The organism is Mycobacterium sp. E802, assembly GCF_001666875.1.
GTDB lineage: Bacteria > Actinomycetota > Actinomycetes > Mycobacteriales > Mycobacteriaceae > Mycobacterium.
Map to the genome: position 1 here is coordinate 21,057 of NZ_LZJD01000089.1, position 17,881 is coordinate 38,937.

The 17,881-nt window shown below is 61.3% G+C and carries 19 protein-coding genes; 10 read left to right on the top strand and 9 right to left on the bottom strand.

Annotation, left to right across the window (positions count from 1 at the left end; genetic code table 11):
* Positions 1 to 35: 35 nt before the first annotated feature.
* The 5 genes from A5699_RS13805 to A5699_RS13820 all read left to right on the top strand — a co-directional run bounded on the left by A5699_RS13805 (position 36) and on the right by A5699_RS13820 (position 4,332).
* Positions 36 to 374 carry a YbaB/EbfC family nucleoid-associated protein gene (locus A5699_RS13805; RefSeq protein WP_067770135.1) on the top strand — a complete coding sequence of 113 codons (339 nt, stop codon included), beginning with the start codon at positions 36 to 38 and terminating at the stop codon, positions 372 to 374.
* 100 nt (positions 375 to 474) lie between these two features.
* Positions 475 to 1,137, top strand: a complete 663-nt coding sequence (locus A5699_RS13810) for a hypothetical protein (RefSeq protein WP_157561240.1) — start codon at positions 475 to 477, stop codon at positions 1,135 to 1,137.
* A gap of 122 nt (positions 1,138 to 1,259) precedes the next feature.
* The gene (locus A5699_RS13815) at positions 1,260 to 2,000 is read left to right on the top strand and encodes an EspA/EspE family type VII secretion system effector (RefSeq protein ID WP_231965713.1); all 741 of its coding nucleotides are present in this window, start codon (positions 1,260 to 1,262) and stop codon (positions 1,998 to 2,000) included.
* A gap of 39 nt (positions 2,001 to 2,039) precedes the next feature.
* Positions 2,040 to 2,357, top strand: coding sequence for an ESX-1 secretion-associated protein (locus A5699_RS29920; protein WP_231965714.1), 318 nt, complete (start codon positions 2,040 to 2,042; stop codon positions 2,355 to 2,357).
* Between the two features lie 127 nt (positions 2,358 to 2,484).
* A complete protein-coding gene (locus tag A5699_RS13820; RefSeq protein WP_197508290.1) occupies positions 2,485 to 4,332 on the top strand; it encodes an IS1634 family transposase in 1,848 nt (615 codons plus the stop codon).
* A 318-nt stretch (positions 4,333 to 4,650) separates the two neighbouring features.
* Here the strand turns inward: A5699_RS13820 and A5699_RS13825 are convergent, their stop codons facing one another.
* Together A5699_RS13825 and A5699_RS28530 are read right to left on the bottom strand one after the other, a co-directional pair.
* Complete coding sequence (locus A5699_RS13825; protein WP_082957705.1) at positions 4,651 to 5,229, bottom strand: hypothetical protein; 579 nt, start codon at positions 5,227 to 5,229, stop codon at positions 4,651 to 4,653.
* Positions 5,230 to 5,295: 66 nt separating this feature from the next.
* Positions 5,296 to 6,417 carry an EspA/EspE family type VII secretion system effector gene (locus tag A5699_RS28530; protein WP_157561241.1) on the bottom strand — a complete coding sequence of 374 codons (1,122 nt, stop codon included), beginning with the start codon at positions 6,415 to 6,417 and terminating at the stop codon, positions 5,296 to 5,298.
* A 349-nt stretch (positions 6,418 to 6,766) separates the two neighbouring features.
* On the opposite strand from A5699_RS28530, the gene A5699_RS13835 reads away from it, so the two are divergent.
* Positions 6,767 to 7,222 carry a hypothetical protein gene (locus A5699_RS13835; protein ID WP_067770139.1) on the top strand — a complete coding sequence of 152 codons (456 nt, stop codon included), beginning with the start codon at positions 6,767 to 6,769 and terminating at the stop codon, positions 7,220 to 7,222.
* Positions 7,223 to 7,425: 203 nt separating this feature from the next.
* On the opposite strand, the gene A5699_RS13840 is transcribed toward A5699_RS13835, so the two are convergent.
* The 7 genes from A5699_RS13840 to A5699_RS13870 form a co-directional block, all read right to left on the bottom strand.
* Positions 7,426 to 8,991, bottom strand: coding sequence for a hypothetical protein (locus tag A5699_RS13840; RefSeq protein ID WP_157561242.1), 1,566 nt, complete (start codon positions 8,989 to 8,991; stop codon positions 7,426 to 7,428).
* A 237-nt stretch (positions 8,992 to 9,228) separates the two neighbouring features.
* Positions 9,229 to 11,685, bottom strand: a complete 2,457-nt coding sequence (locus tag A5699_RS29930) for a hypothetical protein (protein WP_231965715.1) — start codon at positions 11,683 to 11,685, stop codon at positions 9,229 to 9,231.
* Positions 11,682 to 12,437, bottom strand: a complete 756-nt coding sequence (locus A5699_RS29135; protein ID WP_157561243.1) for a hypothetical protein — start codon at positions 12,435 to 12,437, stop codon at positions 11,682 to 11,684. The genes A5699_RS29930 and A5699_RS29135 overlap by 4 nt, the downstream gene beginning before the upstream one ends.
* Positions 12,438 to 12,914: 477 nt before the next feature.
* Positions 12,915 to 13,712, bottom strand: a complete 798-nt coding sequence (locus A5699_RS13855; RefSeq protein WP_067770147.1) for a type VII secretion target — start codon at positions 13,710 to 13,712, stop codon at positions 12,915 to 12,917.
* Between the two features lie 253 nt (positions 13,713 to 13,965).
* A complete protein-coding gene (locus A5699_RS13860; protein WP_067770149.1) occupies positions 13,966 to 14,553 on the bottom strand; it encodes a hypothetical protein in 588 nt (195 codons plus the stop codon).
* A 49-nt stretch (positions 14,554 to 14,602) separates the two neighbouring features.
* Entirely contained in the window at positions 14,603 to 14,923 is a 321-nt protein-coding gene (locus A5699_RS13865; RefSeq protein ID WP_067770151.1) for a type VII secretion target, read from the bottom strand.
* Positions 14,916 to 15,806 (bottom strand): EspA/EspE family type VII secretion system effector, encoded by an 891-nt coding sequence (locus A5699_RS13870; protein ID WP_067770153.1) that lies wholly within the window; start codon positions 15,804 to 15,806, stop codon positions 14,916 to 14,918. Before A5699_RS13870 ends, A5699_RS13865 begins: the two co-directional genes overlap by 8 nt.
* A gap of 112 nt (positions 15,807 to 15,918) precedes the next feature.
* On the opposite strand from A5699_RS13870, the gene A5699_RS29140 reads away from it, so the two are divergent.
* The 4 genes from A5699_RS29140 to A5699_RS13880 all read left to right on the top strand — a co-directional run bounded on the left by A5699_RS29140 (position 15,919) and on the right by A5699_RS13880 (position 17,809).
* The gene (locus A5699_RS29140; protein ID WP_157561244.1) at positions 15,919 to 16,359 is read left to right on the top strand and encodes a hypothetical protein; all 441 of its coding nucleotides are present in this window, start codon (positions 15,919 to 15,921) and stop codon (positions 16,357 to 16,359) included.
* Position 16,360: 1 nt separating this feature from the next.
* Entirely contained in the window at positions 16,361 to 16,813 is a 453-nt protein-coding gene (locus A5699_RS13875) for a hypothetical protein (protein WP_067770155.1), read from the top strand.
* Positions 16,814 to 16,970: 157 nt separating this feature from the next.
* On the top strand, positions 16,971 to 17,426 hold the full coding sequence (locus A5699_RS29145; protein WP_157561245.1) for a hypothetical protein: 456 nt from the start codon (positions 16,971 to 16,973) through the stop codon (positions 17,424 to 17,426).
* Positions 17,423 to 17,809, top strand: coding sequence for a hypothetical protein (locus tag A5699_RS13880; protein WP_067770157.1), 387 nt, complete (start codon positions 17,423 to 17,425; stop codon positions 17,807 to 17,809). The genes A5699_RS29145 and A5699_RS13880 overlap by 4 nt, the downstream gene beginning before the upstream one ends.
* The last annotated feature ends 72 nt before the right edge of the window (positions 17,810 to 17,881 follow it).

Here is a 17,881-nt window from a genome sequence, read left to right on the forward strand (position 1 = left end):
GGCGAGGGGACCCAGAAAGGTCGGGAGGAATAGTCATGGCAGACGAGATGCACCCGCAGGTCGCCGCGGTCCTGCGCCAGGCGCAACAGCTGCAGTCCCTGATGGACGACCAACTGCACAAGATGAACACCGAAACGTTCACCGCGACAGACGAAGCCCAAAGCGTCGAGGTGACGCTCAACGGTCACCACCATCTGATCGACGTGTACATCAAAGATGGCTTGTTGCGGTTGGGCGCCCAGACCGTCGAACAACGTCTCAACGAGGCCATTCAAAAGGCCACGGCCGCCGCGACGACCTCGATCGAAGCCGACCGTGAACGGCTGGATGCGATGGTTGCCGAGTTGACCGCAGATGGGCCCCAGTTGGGCTGAGGCTCACCGAGTCCCATGAGGGGAAATGGAAAACTTCAGTAGAAGATTCGGGATCACGCTTGCCCTCATACTCACTGCGGCGTGTGGAGTCTGGGTAATCGTGGCGATCAGACATTGGGCGTTCATCACAGCAGTAATCGCGGGAGGACTCGGCATTGCCTGGATGCTCTTAGCTGCCCAGGTTGCAGCATCGAAAAATGCGAAGATCCAGACTGCGTGCGACGAGTCGGGAATTCTGTTGCGCCCGGATATTCGCATCGAGACGAGCTATCAGCGATTTCTCGGCGTTGCGGCACTCTCAATGGTAGCCATGCTCGTCGCATGGATCACTGGCTGGCTGTATCTACCGCTGCCTGACGGGGTCGGAGAAGTCTTCCCCATCGCCTTCGGCGTCACCGGCCTGCTAGCTGGGTGGTTCTGGCTCGTCACTAAGAAGCAAGGCGGTTCGAGCTATCTTCTTCTCACTCCCGAGGAGTTCGAATTTCCGAATCTAGGTTCGCTGAACGCGGGCCGGTGGGACGACATCATCGAGGTGAGCAACAAGCTGCCCAGCGAAGAGCGTATCTGGACACCCATGGTTATCACCATGCAGGACGGTTCGAGATTGGTCATGGACTCGCCGGGCACCTATACCCCCAACGGCGCTGCTCTGATCGAGTTCGTCAAGTTCTACTGGCGCAATCCCGCCCAACGAAGCGAGCTCACCGACGGACGGGCGGTCGAACGACTACAGGCCATGCAGACAGAGTCTGAAGCCCGCTGACACAGCCTTATCCGCCTGTTTTGTGCGTCCGAGGCTTGGTCCGGAGAGTTAAAATTACTGAGGCTAAACACGATAATCACTCGGGCTAGACGCAGTCCCGGGCCTCGTCAGCGGATGGAACTATGGGAAACTGGAACGTCTTAAATGCGTTGTACATGGACGGTAACTACGCCGCTGGCGTTGTCGACCATGCCAATGGCATGGGGTCCAGTGTGCCGTGGGGCATGGCGGGCATTGCTAGTGACTTCACCGGAATCATGCAAAGCGTGGCATCGTTCGGCCCCGCTAAATATGCCGCTGCGGCAAGTACCCCAATCATCAACGGCGGTCTCATCGCACTGACCGTGGCCAGCAATACCCTCGGATTCGGCCGTCCAGAGGACGGTGAACGGTTCACCAGGGGCGCCCAGCAATTTTTTGCCGCTTATCACACGCTAGGCGCCGCGGCCCCACCCGGTGATTGGGAAGGCACATCATCAGATGCCTATGGGTCCAGGACCACCGAGCAGCAAGACCGCGCAAGCAACATGAGCAGTTATGACACCGCAATTCAAAAGGTCCTTGCCACAGAAGCCTCGCAGGTTGGCAGCGCCCGTGACTTCGTTTCAAAACGCCAGACCGCATTAGCCTTATGCGTTGCACCGGCGATCCTATTAAAATTCACCCCGGTGGTAGGTCCCGCTTTGTCGACAGCATTTGAGATTACGTCAGTGTTGGCAACTGTGCCGTACGCGATGGACCGAATCGAGAACACGGTCTACGAGGCAAACCAGAATGCCGATCAGATCAGAAAGATCGCGAGCGACTACGAGACATTGAGTTCGTCTGCACAGATCCCGGGCGGCGGCTTCGGACCGGCGTAAGGCACCTACTCCCGACCTGAACTACGTGAGGCATCGGTCATGACACAACCAAAGTTGACGGTATCCGGGCAGATACGCGCCACTGGCGACGTCCAGCAGCAGGCTGCGGACAGAATCGAGAGGGCCAAATCCGCGCCCGATGGCGCGTCAGCCCACGTCTTCCAGACGCATGGCCTGGTGTGCTCTGCAACCGCGATGGCGCTGCGGTCCGCCGAAGCCGCACGCCGCGAAGCGGCCGAGAAGATGCACCTAATCTCAACCGACCTTTCCGTCAAACTCCGAACCGCAGCCACGGACTACGAGACGACCGATAACCATGAGAGCGGTAACCTCAACGGCCAGATGCGCCCCCGGTGAACAGATCTCGCTCCTTCCGACCTGACTTAGGTCATCGTCGGCCGATTTTTGGAACTGTAGCCCGCTGACCTGCGGGTTCGCTGGGCTTAGTGCCCCGATTGGGGCACTAAGGGGGTAGTTTCGGGCGGTGGCGTACGCGCGGAAGGTGCGCACGGCTTCGGGCGCGGTGGCGGTGCAGGTCGTGCGGAAACATCGAGGTCAGCGGACGATCCTGGCGCATGTGGGTTCGGCGCACACCGATGCCCAGCTGGGGATTCTGCTCGAGCAGGCCCGCCGGGTCGCGGCCGAGGATCAAGGCGTCCTCGATATCGAAGTGCCCGCTCGGACCCAGTCCATCAATGGCGTCGCCGACTGGCGCTCGGGCACTTTGTCCGTGTCGCCAGGTGTACCCAAGGGTGCTCCGGTGCCGGCCGGACGTACCGCGGCCACACATTCGCGTCTTCTCTACGACGTGCTCGGCGCGGTGTATGACTGGCTGGGCTTCGACGTCGTCGCCGGCGCGGTGTTCCGGGACCTGGTGATCGCCCGGATCGTCGAGCCCACCAGCAAGGCCGACGCTGCCCGGCTGCTCACCGATCTCGGTGTAGAAGCGGTGTCGTACAGGACAATTCAACGTCACCTCGGCAAAGCCAAGAGCAACCGATATCGCGAGCAGATCGCAGCGAAATGCTTTACCCACGCCGCGGACCGGGGCGGGTTGAGCCTTCTGCTCTATGACGTCACCACGTTGTATTTCGAGGCCGAGAACGAAGACGACCTACGCAAGGTCGGGTACTCCAAGGAGCGTCGTGTCGACCCTCAAATCGTTGTCGGACTGTTGGTCGACCGCAGCGGATTCCCTTTGGAGATAGGCTGTTTCGAAGGCAACACCGCCGAAACCACCACACTGATCCCGGTCGTCACGGCGTTCGCCGAACGCCACGAACTCGGTGACACCCCGATGGTCATCGCCGCCGATGCCGGCATGCTCTCGGCGACCAACCTCACCGCCCTTGACGAGGCCGGATTGAGGTTCATCGTCGGCTCGCGGATGACCAAAGCGCCCGGCGATCTGGAGTCGCATTTCCATTGGCACGGCGATGTGTTCACCGATGGGCAGATCATCGACACCGTCACCCCTCGGCACGCCAACAGCACGGTCAACGACACGACCAAGCGTGCCGAGCCGGTCTGGGAACCCGACAGTGACGCGGGGGCGTGGCGGGCGGTCTGGGCGTACTCAGCCAAACGCGCACGACGCGACCAGAAAACGCTTTACGCCCAAGAAGCCCGCGCGCGGGCGGTGATCAACGGTGAACGTGCCGCCAAATCCACCCGATTCGTCAAGACCGCCGCCGGAGACCGCGTCCTTGACGAAGCGGCCCTGGCCCGCGCGCAATCGCTGGTGGGCTTGAAGGGATACGTCACCAACGTGCCTGCCACGGTCATGCCCGCCGGCGAGGTCATTGCCCACTACCACGAGCTGTGGCGAGTGGAGCGGTCATTTCGCATGTCCAAACGCGCACGACGCGACCAGAAAACGCTTTACGCCCAAGAAGCCCGCGCGCGGGCGGTGATCAACGGTGAACGTGCCGCCAAATCCACCCGATTCGTCAAGACCGCCGCCGGAGACCGCGTCCTTGACGAAGCGGCCCTGGCCCGCGCGCAATCGCTGGTGGGCTTGAAGGGATACGTCACCAACGTGCCTGCCACGGTCATGCCCGCCGGCGAGGTCATTGCCCACTACCACGAGCTGTGGCGAGTGGAGCGGTCATTTCGCATGTCCAAGAGCGACCTTCGTGCCCGGCCGATGTTCCACCGCACCCGCGACGCCACCATCGAAGCCCACCTCACGAATCGTCGTCACCGCCCTGGCCGTGGCCCACAACATCCAGGAACGCACCGGCCTGGCCATCGCCAACGTCGTCAAGCAACTGCGGCCGCTGCGCTCGGCGACCATCGCCATCAACGGGACCACCGAGACCTTCCCGCCTGAAGTCCCCGAGGCTCAGCAAGAAATTCTGGCCAGCCTCAATATCCCCGAACCGGGGCACTAAGCCAAATGTCCTAACTCAGGAGCCCGTCTCGCCCTGGCGAGGCGGGCTGATTTGTGTGGCTCGCATTCGGCGGAAATTGACCAGGCTAGTGCCCAACGAAACTCGCCCTCGTCCACGGACGCTTGACTACTTGCCGTCCTTGGCATTCGTGCGCGCGCGGCGACCGATGAACGCTTCGGTGTAGTCGCGGTCCTCGACGTAGAGGTCCTCGTCCTCCGCGAGCGCGTTGCGGCGCTTTTCCTCGACTTACGGTCGGTTCACTCCCGGTGTTCGGAATGCCGCGCACAGAGTGCGAGTTCGGCTTCGTAAGCCTGCTGAGGAGTGGTGAACGGTGCGTTTTTCTCGACAAATTCGCGAGCTTCTCGCAAGTTCCACCCTTGTTCAACGAACGTTTCCACCACATTGATATGGAGGAGTGCTGACGCCTTCTTGGTGGCAACGTCAGCGACAACTCGGATTTCCTCAGCGAGTTGCGCTTCGTCGAGCGAAGATACGCTTGAATCCAAGCTGACATGAGAGATCGTCCCGCTAAGGAAGACGGCGCACGCCACGGTGCCCGGCGTATTCATCGCTTGGATGACCGGAACAACTTCCTCGTCGGCCTCCTCGGGACCGCTGAGCGCATCCCAGTCATCCTGCTCCGGAACGGGCACACTGTCCGGTATCGCGTCCAACTGGGTGTCGTCGCACCCAGCGCGGTCAGGGCCCGTCTCCTCCGGCGTGTATACCTCAGCTAAGACATCGAGATCAGATGGAACGTCAACGATTTGGGACTCGCCGAAATCCAGCGCGTCCAAGTCGTGGCCGCTATCGGACTCGTCGTAAATGCCAGTCATCGTTTGCAGTCATGTCCTTTTGTGAATTGCATTTGCAGCCGAAGCGCGGCGCATAAATCGTCAGCATCACCGGGGGTGCATCTGTTTACCGAGTCGACCGCTCATCGCTGCATCAACACCGTCGTAACGGTCTGCGGCAATGCCCAGCTTGTCGGAAAGACGTTCGGACGCAGTCGCCATTTCTGAACATGCACTGCCACGGCGACTGTCCGCCATAGCGACTGCTGTGTTAGCCGCCGAACAGGCAACACCATGGTTTGCGAACATCGACGCACTGACACCGTTGGTTATGGTTGAGGCGGCTTGAATCTGACCTCTCGCTTGCCCCTGCGCAGAAGACAATTCTCGGACGTGCCCGGTGGCGACGCGCAGATAACCCGACTTAGCTCCTGATGCCGCCGCGTGCGGGTCTTTGGCGTAGTCCCCACTTGCCATCGTTATGTCCATGGCGTTCTTAAGAACTGCGGCATTCAACATCTGCAGGGCTGCCCCGCAGGTAACCAGGGCGATGTTCGACACGGTGGTTTCGAAGGAAAGCTGAGCGGGCACGCCCACTGGGGGAACCGGAGTCAAACCAAGTGAGATCGCGGCCGGGATACACGCGGTAAGCGCCGTGGCCGCACCGTCGAGAACTCGCCTTGCCATGAGGACCTGATCGGCCTGGCTGGCGATAACGCTTTTTAGTTTGCCATCGGTTGAACGCATGTGCTCGGCGCGGATCTGCTGTCGTTCGTTCTGCCGACGATAGGCCTCAGATCCGTCCCCCACCCACTGGCCAGTCGGTGTTGCGGATTCCAGCGTGTCGCGTACGCCCTTGAACTTGCTTGCCCCCTGTTCGAAGCGGTGGCCAGTTTCGGGATCACCAATGCCCAAGGTCAGGGAAAGAGCATTAATTGCAAGCAGCGTGGATCCGATTATTGGGGTCTCGAGAGCGGCTACCTTGGGGATAGCTTTCGACGCAAAGGACGCGGCCTTGGGGAACGCCCCCTCCACTACCGGTGCCACCTTGGGGTAGAGCTTCGCCGCCATAGTCGGCACCATCTGAGCCGTACCGAGGGCGTCCGCGCCAAGCCCGGCGCCCGCCAGCACCTGGTCTACGACATTGGCCTTCTCATCCGTGGCTCCTTGGATGTGGTCGAACCAACCTTTGCCCGCGAAGACAACTTCGATCGCCTCTTTGATAGCCAAGACAACCCCTCCAATTCCCAACCCGGCTAGCCTAACAACGCTCCCAATCCGGTCGATGCACCATTTCTGCCCTCTCCTGGCGACACCTCACCCGACCTCGACCCGAATCAAGTTGCCTGCGCGGTCCCTCTTTCCCAGGCACGATGCGACTGACCGCGGCGTCGTTGCCGTTCCTCCCGTCCAGCCTGAGCAACTGTAAGCTAGCGTCAAACATGGTGACGATGCTCGCGTTGGACGCCGACCAACATCCAGTCCACTGGTATGCCCGCCCCGGGCAGTCCCCAGAACGGTGCGATTGCCAGACGGAACCGCACTCCATCGGCTGTAAGTTGACCGTAGCGAGGATCGATTGAGACACCCTCCGACCACGCCAGGCGAATGGCTGCTTCTCCTCGGCATTTATGCGGGCATACTCTTCAGCATTTTTGCGTTCTTGTTCTTCCTGGTGATCGTCGGGCCATGGATTCTCGACAAGCTCGGTGGCCATGGACCACAGGATGAACACGAGCAGCGACTCTTTCAAGAATCGGCCGAGTTCAGGTCTCGTTGGCAGAACGTCCAGTTGTGGCAGGTACCGTACGCTGACCTCGCCAGCGAGGCGTCACGGTGCTGGCAGATCATTACGATTCTCGAAAAGCGGCGCACTAGCCCGACCGCGCTCTCCGCCAATGACGAGTTGATCAATCAAATCTCCGGGTACCGGACCACATTGACTACAGTTCAGCAAGCCATGGCCTACGTCGCCGCACGCGGTGGTGGACCTCAGCTCCCGCCTCACGGGACGGGACTGAACTACCCCCAATGAGTCCAGACTTGTAGAGGCTGCGGGACTGTCCGCCACGAAGAATCACGCGTCGACGTACACCACGTCTCCGGACTTGACCTCTGGACCCGGCGCCGGGAGTCCTGCGAGGTCTTCCGGGCGGGGTTCGGGGGACAACCCCTGAACCCCAACCAGCCGATATGGTTGACCGTTGAACGCGAGCCATCGCGGCGGGCGCGTCCCTGCTACTTCTTGGTGTCCTTTGCCTCTGGGCGCGCACGACGGCCGATGACCGCCTCGGTGTAGGCGCGGTCCTCTTTATAGAGATCCTCGTCCTCCGAAAGGTTCGGATTGCGGCGCTTCTCCTTGCCCTGACCTTGACCGTGGCCGCCGCCCATACCACCCATGCCGCCGCCCATACCACCGGCACCGGCGCTACCGGGCGCACCTGCGGGCGCACCGCCGCCACGGGCAGCGGCAGGTGACGCCGCCACCGAGTCCGCTCCGACGGCAGGCCCGAGCGGACCGGCGGGCATACCTCCGCCACCGCCGCCCATCCCACCGCCACCCCCGCCGGCGCTGGCCGGCTTCAGGCTGGGCTCCCCGAGACCAGGCACCTCCGGCATGCCCTCGGGCCCCTTGGGCAGACCACCGCTCGGCATACCGCCTGAGGGGGCACCCCCGGACGGGGCGCCGCCGCTTGGGGCGCCACCACCGCTGGGTGAACCGCCCGACCCTTGCCCAGCAGACGGATCAGCACTGGCGGGGGACATCGACGGCATCTCCACCGACGGCATCTCCGGGATCTCGGGCGTTGCGCCTCCCGGTGGTGCGCCGGCACCCGGCGGGCTGGTACCTGGTGGATTGGTGCCTGGTGGCTGATCGCCGGGGGTGGCCGACGACAACCCGCGAATTGACGGCGGCATGCCGGGCCTAATTTCTTTGAAAGCGACGCGATCTGCATATTTCTTCAACGCCGCCTCGGACCGCTCCTGAAAATACTTGTTCAGCGCGCCTTTGCCCACGGCTTTGCCCACGGATGCCAGGGGCGAGAGGCCTATGATGATGTTGACGAGGCCGTCCGGTTCCAATTTCTCATAGGTTGCGACATCATCCATTGTGGGATGCTCACTGACAAGATCCCTGTGCGCGTCGATGAAATTTTGCGCCTGTTCGATCACTCGCCCACACTCTGAGGCCATGTCGACCCACCAACCACGCAGGCGCTTCATCGCCTCCGTGTAGGCATCGGCGGCAGTGCCGTCACCCTTCGGCGCTTCGAAATCGTTCAAGTGGGACGTCTCGAGCCACTTTTTACTTCTGGACCACGCGTCCATAAAATCCTGCAGCCCCGACGTACCGTCACCATTGTGGATCTTTTTCGCAGACTCTCGCCAACTAGCGAAGCCGCCAGTTTCTGCCGAGGCAGGGTAAGGGACATCCACGGGGGCCGGCGCGGCGTCCATTACCCCGCTTGGAACCACCGTCTCGAAACGTGTCGACGGCCGAGCGCCGTCGCCATGCATCTGCTTGTCGAATTCTTCCTTCGACGTACTGACAACCTTGTCGAAAGTGTCAGCCGCGGCAACTAGGGCCGACGCCATACGCCCCGCCTCGGTGTCAGCGGCCGCGAAGGTCAATTCCAATCTGCTGGAAGACGCCATGAGTTGGTTGATCGCCGCGGCGGTGATTTCCAGCGAGTCCGGCGGCCCCGGTGCGGATACTGGTGATGCGGACGCCGGATTCGCCGTAATTTTCGCGGCCGCCTTTTTCATCTCGTCGGACGACCACCCGACCACCCCTTCTGCCACTGCTATTCATCCTCCCTATGTCGATGCAGCCGACGTACGATCGCGTGCATCCGTGGCGAAACCAAGATTTTCGACCGAACGGCGCTACCGTCCGAGCGACCCGCAGCATCGATTTCTCGCGATCATCATATGGGCAGACCGCGGTGGCGGCATTCACTTCTTTTGCTGCCCGGATGATTCCGGAGTGCAGCCGCAACAACGACGCTGCCGCGTCCCGCCGGACCTGAACCAACCGTCCTAGGTATCGAGTCCGTCGGCGACCAACTGACCCACGTGCTGCCAGTAGATGAAATCGGTGGCGGCGCGGCGTTGATCGGGTCCGTCCGTTGCGGCGTGTGCCTCGTACACAGCCCACTCTTGAGCGTGGATTGCATACGCCAAGAAGGCCTGCAAGTGCACCTGCCCGCGGTTGGAGGCGCTGCTGCACAGCGGCTCCCACACCGCTTCCCACAACGCCGTCCGACGGTCTTCGGGTGGGCTGGTGTCGGCCGACGCCGGCGGCAGGATGTTGGTCAGGTCGGCGTCGCTGAACCCTGCCAACCGCATGCTGATCTGCGGGGCGATTACCTGCAAACGGTCCCGGCCCGCCATTTGGCCCTTCGCCGGGATATCTTCCGGGGTCAGCACGACCTTGTGGGCACCCGCGTCGGAGTTCGCCAAGTGCTCTTCGCCGCCGATCACAGCCCGCAGCGTCGTGTCGTGATGCTGGGCCCAACGCTGAACAGCCACCATCGGATGGATAGCAAACGAGGCACGCTCGCTGGCCGGGATCGACTCATCGGCACTGACCAACTTCACCTGCTCAGGCAACCGCACCTGCGCGGGCAGGTAGGCCAACCCGTAGTTGTTGGCGACCACAATCTGTCCTTGGGCGGTCAACGCAGTGATCCAGTAGAAGTCGAAGTCCTCGACATTGAGCATGTCCGGCGCGTTGAGCGCCGCGGCGATCCGGCGCGCCAGTACCAGCGGATCCGAAGTCCGCTTCGCCGCGTTCTGTGCGGCATCGCGTTCAGCCCGCGCAGCCGACACCGGAATAGGCGCAATCTGGGCGCCACCGGCGACGTTTGCCGGCTGGGCGGGTCCGGGAGGAGGAGCAGCTGCCGCCGGTGGCGGGACCGGTGCAGCTGGCGGTGCGGTCGGCGGCGGACCCAGCGGTGGCGAACCCATCGGCATTCCGCCGCCCATGCCCATTCCGCCGCCTGATGCCGGGGCCTGCACTGGCGCCGCAGGAGCCTGTGCACTGCTGACGGACGTCGACGCAGCACCTGTGCTGGCTGGGGCCATGGTGTCGCCGGCAGGCACCGTGGGAGACGGCGCCAGCGGAGGTGGCGCACTGCCACCCGCGGACGCGCTGTGAACCGGGGTTCCCGCTGAATCCGCAAGCCCCTGCGAGAACTGCTGCAGCGGATCCACCGGCGCACGACCGGCGAGCGCCTCGGCACCTGCTGCTGCCTTTGACGGATCCAAGCCGCTGCCTGCACCCGATGCTGCGGAAGCTGCACTGCTCAACGGGCTGCTTGCTGCGCTGGAGGCACTGGACCCACCGCCAGCTCCACCGAGGCCGGAAGCGCTCGGCGCTGCGGGGATAGATGGAGCCACCGGACTCGTGGGTGGTTTGGTGCCGGGACTGGGCGGGGTTACGCCCGGGAAGGTAGTCGCCGGCGCATCCCGTACGGGTGTGACCGCAGAACTCAAACCACCCTCGCCGGAATCAGCCGACTCAGCTCCACCGCCGGAACCCGCGCCATCGCCAGGCGAGTTAGCGGACGGCGCCACGGCGGAACTCAAACCGCCCTCACCGGAATCAGCCGACTCAGCTCCACCGCCGGAACCCGCGCCATCGCCTGGCGAGTTAGCGGACGGAGTCAAGGCAGAACTCAAACCGCCCTCACCCGCGTCCGGGGACCCATCCTTATCTGTCGACGCTCCACTGCCAGACTGTGACCGTCCGTCGTCCTCGTTCTTCAATAACGATGAGGATGAGGACGAAGAGGACGGACGATCGGGTCCGGATGCAGCATCACCCGAGTTCGTGGATCCGGCTGTTCCGGTGCCATTGTCGAGTGGAACTGCAGCGTGATTTCCTGGCTGCGGGGATTCGGGAACTTCCGTTCTTCCGTTCAAACTGTCAGCCAGATTATCCAAAAATTGCTTGTTCGCGAGATATGCCTGCTTTGCTATTTTTTGCGCTGCATCTTTAGCCTCTTTTTCGTCCGACCCCTCTTCGTCGGCCTTATCAAGTAAGTCGCTAATTTCTTTAAGCTTAAGCTTGACGTAATCGTCGATCGCTTTTTTGGCCAGCCTGGTGGTTAAAAACGCCTTACTGCACCAATCAATGGCCTCGGTAAGTTGCTTTTCAATTTCCGCCATTGCTTTGCTGTGATGATCGGCTTTCGCAGATGCGGCCGATGCGCCGCCACCGACCCATACCAGTAGGCCATTGAAAATGGCCGCACGGACCTTATCCCAACTCGCGAGGGCTTGGCGTACCGCCGATCTCGTGCCATTCAGCATCTCTCGACGCTGATCGAACACCGACTCATCGAAATCCGGCCATGCACCCGGACCTGTCATAATGTCGGCATACTCACCTTGTGGCTTGTCAACGCTACCGCCCGACAACGCAAGCAAATCCGAAATATCGTCGACTATTACCGGCCCTTCGACGGGCGCCGGACTTGACACAGCTTTCACGTCACCGCCTTGCACGCCCAATAAACCGAATTGGAAATTAAAACCGCCACCGACGACATGTAGGTGATGTTTGGGGTGAAAGTCGGAACGCCCTGCGTGTACGCGCGAAGATACTGCGCCGCCAACACGGCGAAATCTTCAAATACTAAATTCCCGCTTTCCCTGCCCAGTCGCTCCATATCATCGGCGTAGGCTTGCATGATCGGCACAACCGAATCCATGACGGAAGACTGTTCGGGAGTCCATTCCGTCGCCGAAACTTTAATATTAAGCTTTCGCCATGGCGCAGTATCGCTATCGAAACGCTCCGCCGAGGAAACCCATTCATTACAAATTCCGTCTTGACTACTGACAAACCGTTCCGTCGTCAGCTTGCGATCACCATCCAACATCTGAACATCCGTCGGAGCCGACGCAGATTGGATCAGTGGTGCTGTTTGCTGAGCTGCGCGGAAATATATTGCGTCGCATACTCTATTCAGCGCACCTGCCAACCTGTTCGATGCCGCAACGACATTTTTGTCCGTCGATGAGTACGTCGGAATGGCATCGATCACCGCTTGCGAGTAGGCAATATATTGACCGTATAGTTCTCGCATTACTCGATGAGGTGTTTGCTTGGCAATGTTATTCACGTTCGGGATTGCGCTGGCCAATGCGGCGCTCTTCTTCTCAAATGCCGTCCGTTGTTCCGGCGTCCACTCCGTCGCCGGCACCGAATAATCTTGGTCGTTCCATCCAGGCGCGGCCACCTCTAGACCGTCAGATATTTTCCCCCAAGCTTCACACGTGGGATCTTCGGTGATGATGTTCGCGGGCCCGGTGTCGTTGGCACTAGCGAACTCTGAAGCACCGTTGGCAGTGTTGGACTGGCCGTTACCACCACCCGAATCGGGCCGGAGAACGAGCACAGTGCCAACAACGCTGACAGCAATGACTGCGACAAGCGCCAGACCGATCAGGATCCACTTACCCTTGCCACCACCGGTATTCGACGGCCGAGGTCCGCCTACCCACGGCTGCTGTGGCCAGGGCGCTCCAGGCTGCCCATACTGCGGGCCACCCTGCGGATGTCCAGCCGGACCACCACCGTATGGCTGCTGGGCACCAGGACCTTGCGGTGGCGGTCCACCCCATTGCGGCCCACCACCCTCGGAGGGCTGTGAACCATACGGACCCTGGGGAGGAAGCGTCATCACCAAACCTTCACGTCAAGAGCACTTAATCGGTCACAACAACACTGAAGGATCAACCGGCGGCCTCGGCCGCTGGACGGGCGCAGCCTCTACCGTCGGGCCAGAAGGTGCAGGAGCCGCCGGCGATTCGGCTACCGGAGCTCGCTCCGCCGCACCGTCGGGTGCGGCCGCGCCCTCTCGCTGCTCATCCGAATCCTTCTGCTCGTCCCGATCCTCGCGCTCATCCCGGTCGTCGCGATTTTCGTCATCCGAGGCGGCGGACTGCTCAGTATCTGACTTCGGCCCAGTGGCACCGGTCCCCGAACCCTCTGCCCCCGTAGCACCGCCTTGGCCGAGTCCGCCGCCCATCTGACCGATCTGCTGCACACCCTGCATGATGGTCTGCGGAATCTGCCCCAACTGCTGAGCCATCTGCATTGGGATTTGACCCAATTGCTGCGCCATCTGCATCGGCATCTGCATCATCTGACCGAACTGGCCCATTGCATCCGTCGCCCCGCCGCCGGCGCTCCCGCTTGAGGTGCCGAACTTCGAGTCGAACTCGGCCAACCGAGCTTTGAGGTCGGTATGCGCCTGCTGATCGGTCTGCTCATACCGATCGGCTGCCACGCCGATGTTGGTGGCAGTCGTCCGCGCATCATTCCTGGTGGTTGGCAAAGACTGCTGCAACGGCGCTTCGATCTCGTTAGTGCGACTCGTCAACGCCTGCGCCAATCGATCCTCACCAAGCGACGGGAATGCACTGGGTGCATCTGGGAGCGCGTCGGCAGCGTCCTTAAAACCCAAACTTCCCGCCCGCAGTTCTGCGACGTTGACCCGCATCTCGGTCATCAGACACCCCCATCAAGTAGACGCGAGGAACTCACAGTCACGCCGCCGCCGGATGTCAATGTCCAACGGCGCGGTGCGACCGCCAAAACACATCATCCCAGCGACGACCGTCATGGGCCCCTCTACCACTAGTCCAGAAAATGCTACCCGAGGCCAGGCCAGGTCTCGGGCACGAATCTATAGAGGTCAGTGCTCACCGCACCCGGTTACCTCATGCTCGTGCAAACGGTCTGGGTTGCCTCGTGCCAGCGGGTCAGTCGTGCTGTTCGGAGTGGCGCGCGATGAGTGCAAGTTCGGCCTCACCGGCCTGTTCCGGGGTCGCGTAGGGCATGTTGGTGCCGACGAAGTCTCGTGCTCCTCGAAGGTCCATTCCCTGCTCGACGAGCATCTTGACGACGCCGATGTGCATCACGGCTGTCGCGCGCTTGGCGGCCACGCCGGCCACGAACCGGACCTCATCAGCCAATTGAGCCTCGGTCAGCTTGGTTACCGTGGGATCCAGATCCACCCGAGCAACTGAGCCATTGAGGTACGCCGTGACGGTGACAGTGCCTGGAGGGTTTATCGCCTGCACCACCGGAACTGGCTCGGCGTTCTCAGGATCAGTTTCGCCGTCGAAAGCACTGAAACTATCGTTCGCGTATTCCTCGGGCTCACTGTCGGAGTAGTCATAGATCCCGTCGAACTCCGCGCCGTGATCGACGTTGGCGGTGGTTTGGTACTCCGGGAGAGCGTCGAGTTCGGATCCATCGTCATCGAACGCGGGGGTTTCGAAATCGAGAGCGTCGAGGCCGTTGTCGTTGTCGCCGTCGTCCCAGTCGTCCGAACCGTGAGGCGTCATATGTAAGTCCTACCAATCGCGGTGCGCGACCGATACCCGTCGGTCACGGTCACCGCGGATGCATCTGCTTTCCGAGGTCGGCTCCGGATCGAGCATCGGTGCTCTGATACTGCGTTGCCGCGGCATTGAGCTTCTGCGACATGGCGTTGGACACCGATGCCATCGCGGCGCACGCAGCCTCGCGGGCCGCGTTCGCGCGGGCCAACGCACTGATGCTGGTCAAACAGATCACGCCGTGGTTCACCAGCATGGCTTCACTTACGCCCTCGGTGATGGTCGCTCCGACCTTAATCGAACCCGCCACAGCGCGTTGGCGGCCAGACAATTCCAAGACGTAGGGAGCGGTGACTCCGAGTATGCCGTCAGACATCGATCGATCCCTCTCCAGTACCTGTCGACGTGCCGTCGGACGGGCTCCATGGCGTGGACGTTGTGTTGCCGCTGGGTGGTGACATGAATGCTGGCGGCGCTCCTGCCGGCTTGGCGCCAGCTGCGACCTGCTGGTAGGCGTTGGCGGCTGCTTGGAATTTCTGCGCGTTGTCCATGACCAGGTATTGCATCGTGGTGACCGCGCCGAACGCTGGGGGCATCGCTATGCCGACCGCACTAAGTTCGAATGCCATCTGGTTCGCGGGCCCGGTCGGCGGGACCTTCCCGATAACAATCGCTACCGGGATGCAGGCGGTCAGGTACGTCGCCGCGACGTCCAGGACCATACGTGTTTTCTTGATCTGCTCGGCTTGGTTGGCAATGATGCTCTGCACTTCTGAGTCGATCTCGGCCATCGTCGTGGCACGGTCCTGCTGCCGCTCATTCTCGCCGGCGTAAGCATCCGATCCCCTGCCATGCCACAGATCAGTAGGTGTTGCGCTCTTCAAACTGCCTGAGATCGTGTTGAAGTGCTCGGCGCCCTCCCTGAAACGGTCGCCCGTTTCTGGGTCTTCGAAGCCGCACGTCAACTGCATCGTGTTAATGGCGAGAAGGGCTGCGCCGATGATGGGCGTGCCAAACCCTTGAATCTTTGGCTTCGCTGACTTGTAAGAGCTGAAGTCGGTTGGGGTAACGTTGAATAGCTTTTTAGCGCCGTACTCGCCGATCATCTGCGCGCCGCCGATAACATCGGCGCCAAGTCCGGCCTGGGCTACCGCCGCCTCGACCGGGTCCTCCTCATCCTTGGCGTTCCAGTGCTCATAGGCACCCTTGCCCGCGAAGACGACCTCGATGACCTTCTGGGCCTGCTCCAGCTTGCTCATTCGCCCCCACTTTCACGACTTGGCAAGCCTAACAGCGTGTTTAGAGGCGTCGGTGCGTCAAATTGAGCACTTGGCAGTATGTCCCTCGACGCAACCTAGCTAGACTGCGGGAATGCTCGTTCTGGGGGACGCTTTTATCTCACTGTCCGCACGTAGCTGGCCGGACACTCCAGAAGAAGCACTGGCTCGATTCATCGCAATATGTCTCTTATTGGCGGTGGTTCTTCCCTCCGCAGGCTGGCTCTGGTGGTGGTTCAACATGAACCGGCCAGCGTCGTATCGGCGGCGTTTGGAGCGGCGATCCGCAGAGTTCCGTGCCCGTTGGCCAGCTGACCAGCTGGGCCGTGCGCCCTATGGTGAATTGGACAAGGAAGCGCAACGGTGTTGGCTAATCCTTCTCCTGCTCGAGGAGGGAAAGTTGATCGCCAGCAATAGTGAAGAGCGCGCCAGAGAAATCGCCGCTGTGCGGCATTGGATAGCTTTAGTAGTGGCTGCCTTGAACACAGCCACCGCCCGCGATCCGCAGGCCGCCATTGCGGAAGGGTCCAGGTGACATGGGTGCCGACTTCGACCTTGGCTCTTTCATCGAAGAATCCGTTCCATTTGCAATTATCGGACTAGTAGCGGGCATCGGAGGGACGGCATTCTTCTTCGGGCTCGATTGGTACAGCAGAAGGGGTTCGTATCGAACCCTCGCGAAGCTCTATACCCACTCATCTGCATTCTGGGCGCGCTGGCCGGGCGATCGCATCTGGACTGCGCCTTACGGTGAGTTGGCCGCCGAAGCTGACAGATGCAATGAGCTCGTCGGATACGTCGGCGAAAAACGAATGAACCTTGGCCTGAAAAGGGGGGCGGCGAAAAAAAGGGCCCACGCCGTACATGCCGAATTTCGTCAACAAGTCGAACGTGAGGAAGCCATGTACCAGAACATGCTCGCCACGCTGCACAGCGCGATGAACTACGCGATCGCGCAGGGCAGAGGGCCGCAGTCGTCGACAAACTAGGGGTGAATTCGTCTATGTGATACGCAATCAGACGGAAGCGACGACACCCTGCGTGGCCTGCAGGCCAAATTGCGACGATTCAATTGTCATAGACAGAAGTACACAGGGTGATCCTTGCGCCCCCGTGCGTCTCGCACAAGCCCAGTAGACTGCCGCCATGCTGGCCCTTGCCGTGGCAATCGAACCGCTGTCCGGGCGTAGTTGGCCTGACACTCCCGAGGAGGCATTGGCCAACCTGATCGCCCTCGTGTGCGCCGTCGCGATTGGCGCAGGATTGGTTGGTCTAGTGGGATGGTTCCTCTGGTGGTGGTGCTTCACCAACCGGCCTAATGCCTACCGTCGACGGTTGGAAAAGGAATCGGCTGAATTCCGCACGCGTTTGCCGCAGGACCAACTGAACTTCGCGCCCTACAGTGCGTTGCGCGAGGAAGCGCAACGGTGCTGGGCTTTGATCTTTGTTCTTGAAGATTCCGATAATTCGAAGAGCTACCCACACGGCGCTGAGGGAAGCAAGCTTTCTGAGTTACATCATTGGATCGATACCGTAGTAGCGGCGTTAAACTCGGCCGCTGAGCGCGAGCGACAGCCTGCAACCGGGAGGTATTCCCAGTGATATCCGCTGCTCAATTCGATCTGCGTTCTCAATTTGAGGGGCCGGTCCCCTTCTTGATCACCGTCATTCTGATAATCGGCATTACATGTGCACTCCTATTTTTTGTGGCCGCGTGGTATACGAAGAAGTCGGAATATCAGAAGCGGGCCCGTCTATATACATTCTCGTCGGCGTTCTGGGCCCGTTGGCCGGGCGAGCGGCTGTGGGTGGCGCCGTACCCCGAGCTGGCTGCTGAAGCGGCCAGGTGCGAGGAAATCCTCGGAGGCATGGGCTTGACGCCGCCGCACTATGAGCCCAAACCGAGTGACACCGCGGTAAAGACCGAGGATGCACACAGCGGCGATTCGCGCATCGAGCGCGACGGACCCGACTTTAGGGCCTGAGTTTGGACACCTTGGCCGATTTTCGCAGTTGATAGTTGCTTGACCTGCTGTTTTGGGCTGCGCGGTGGGTGT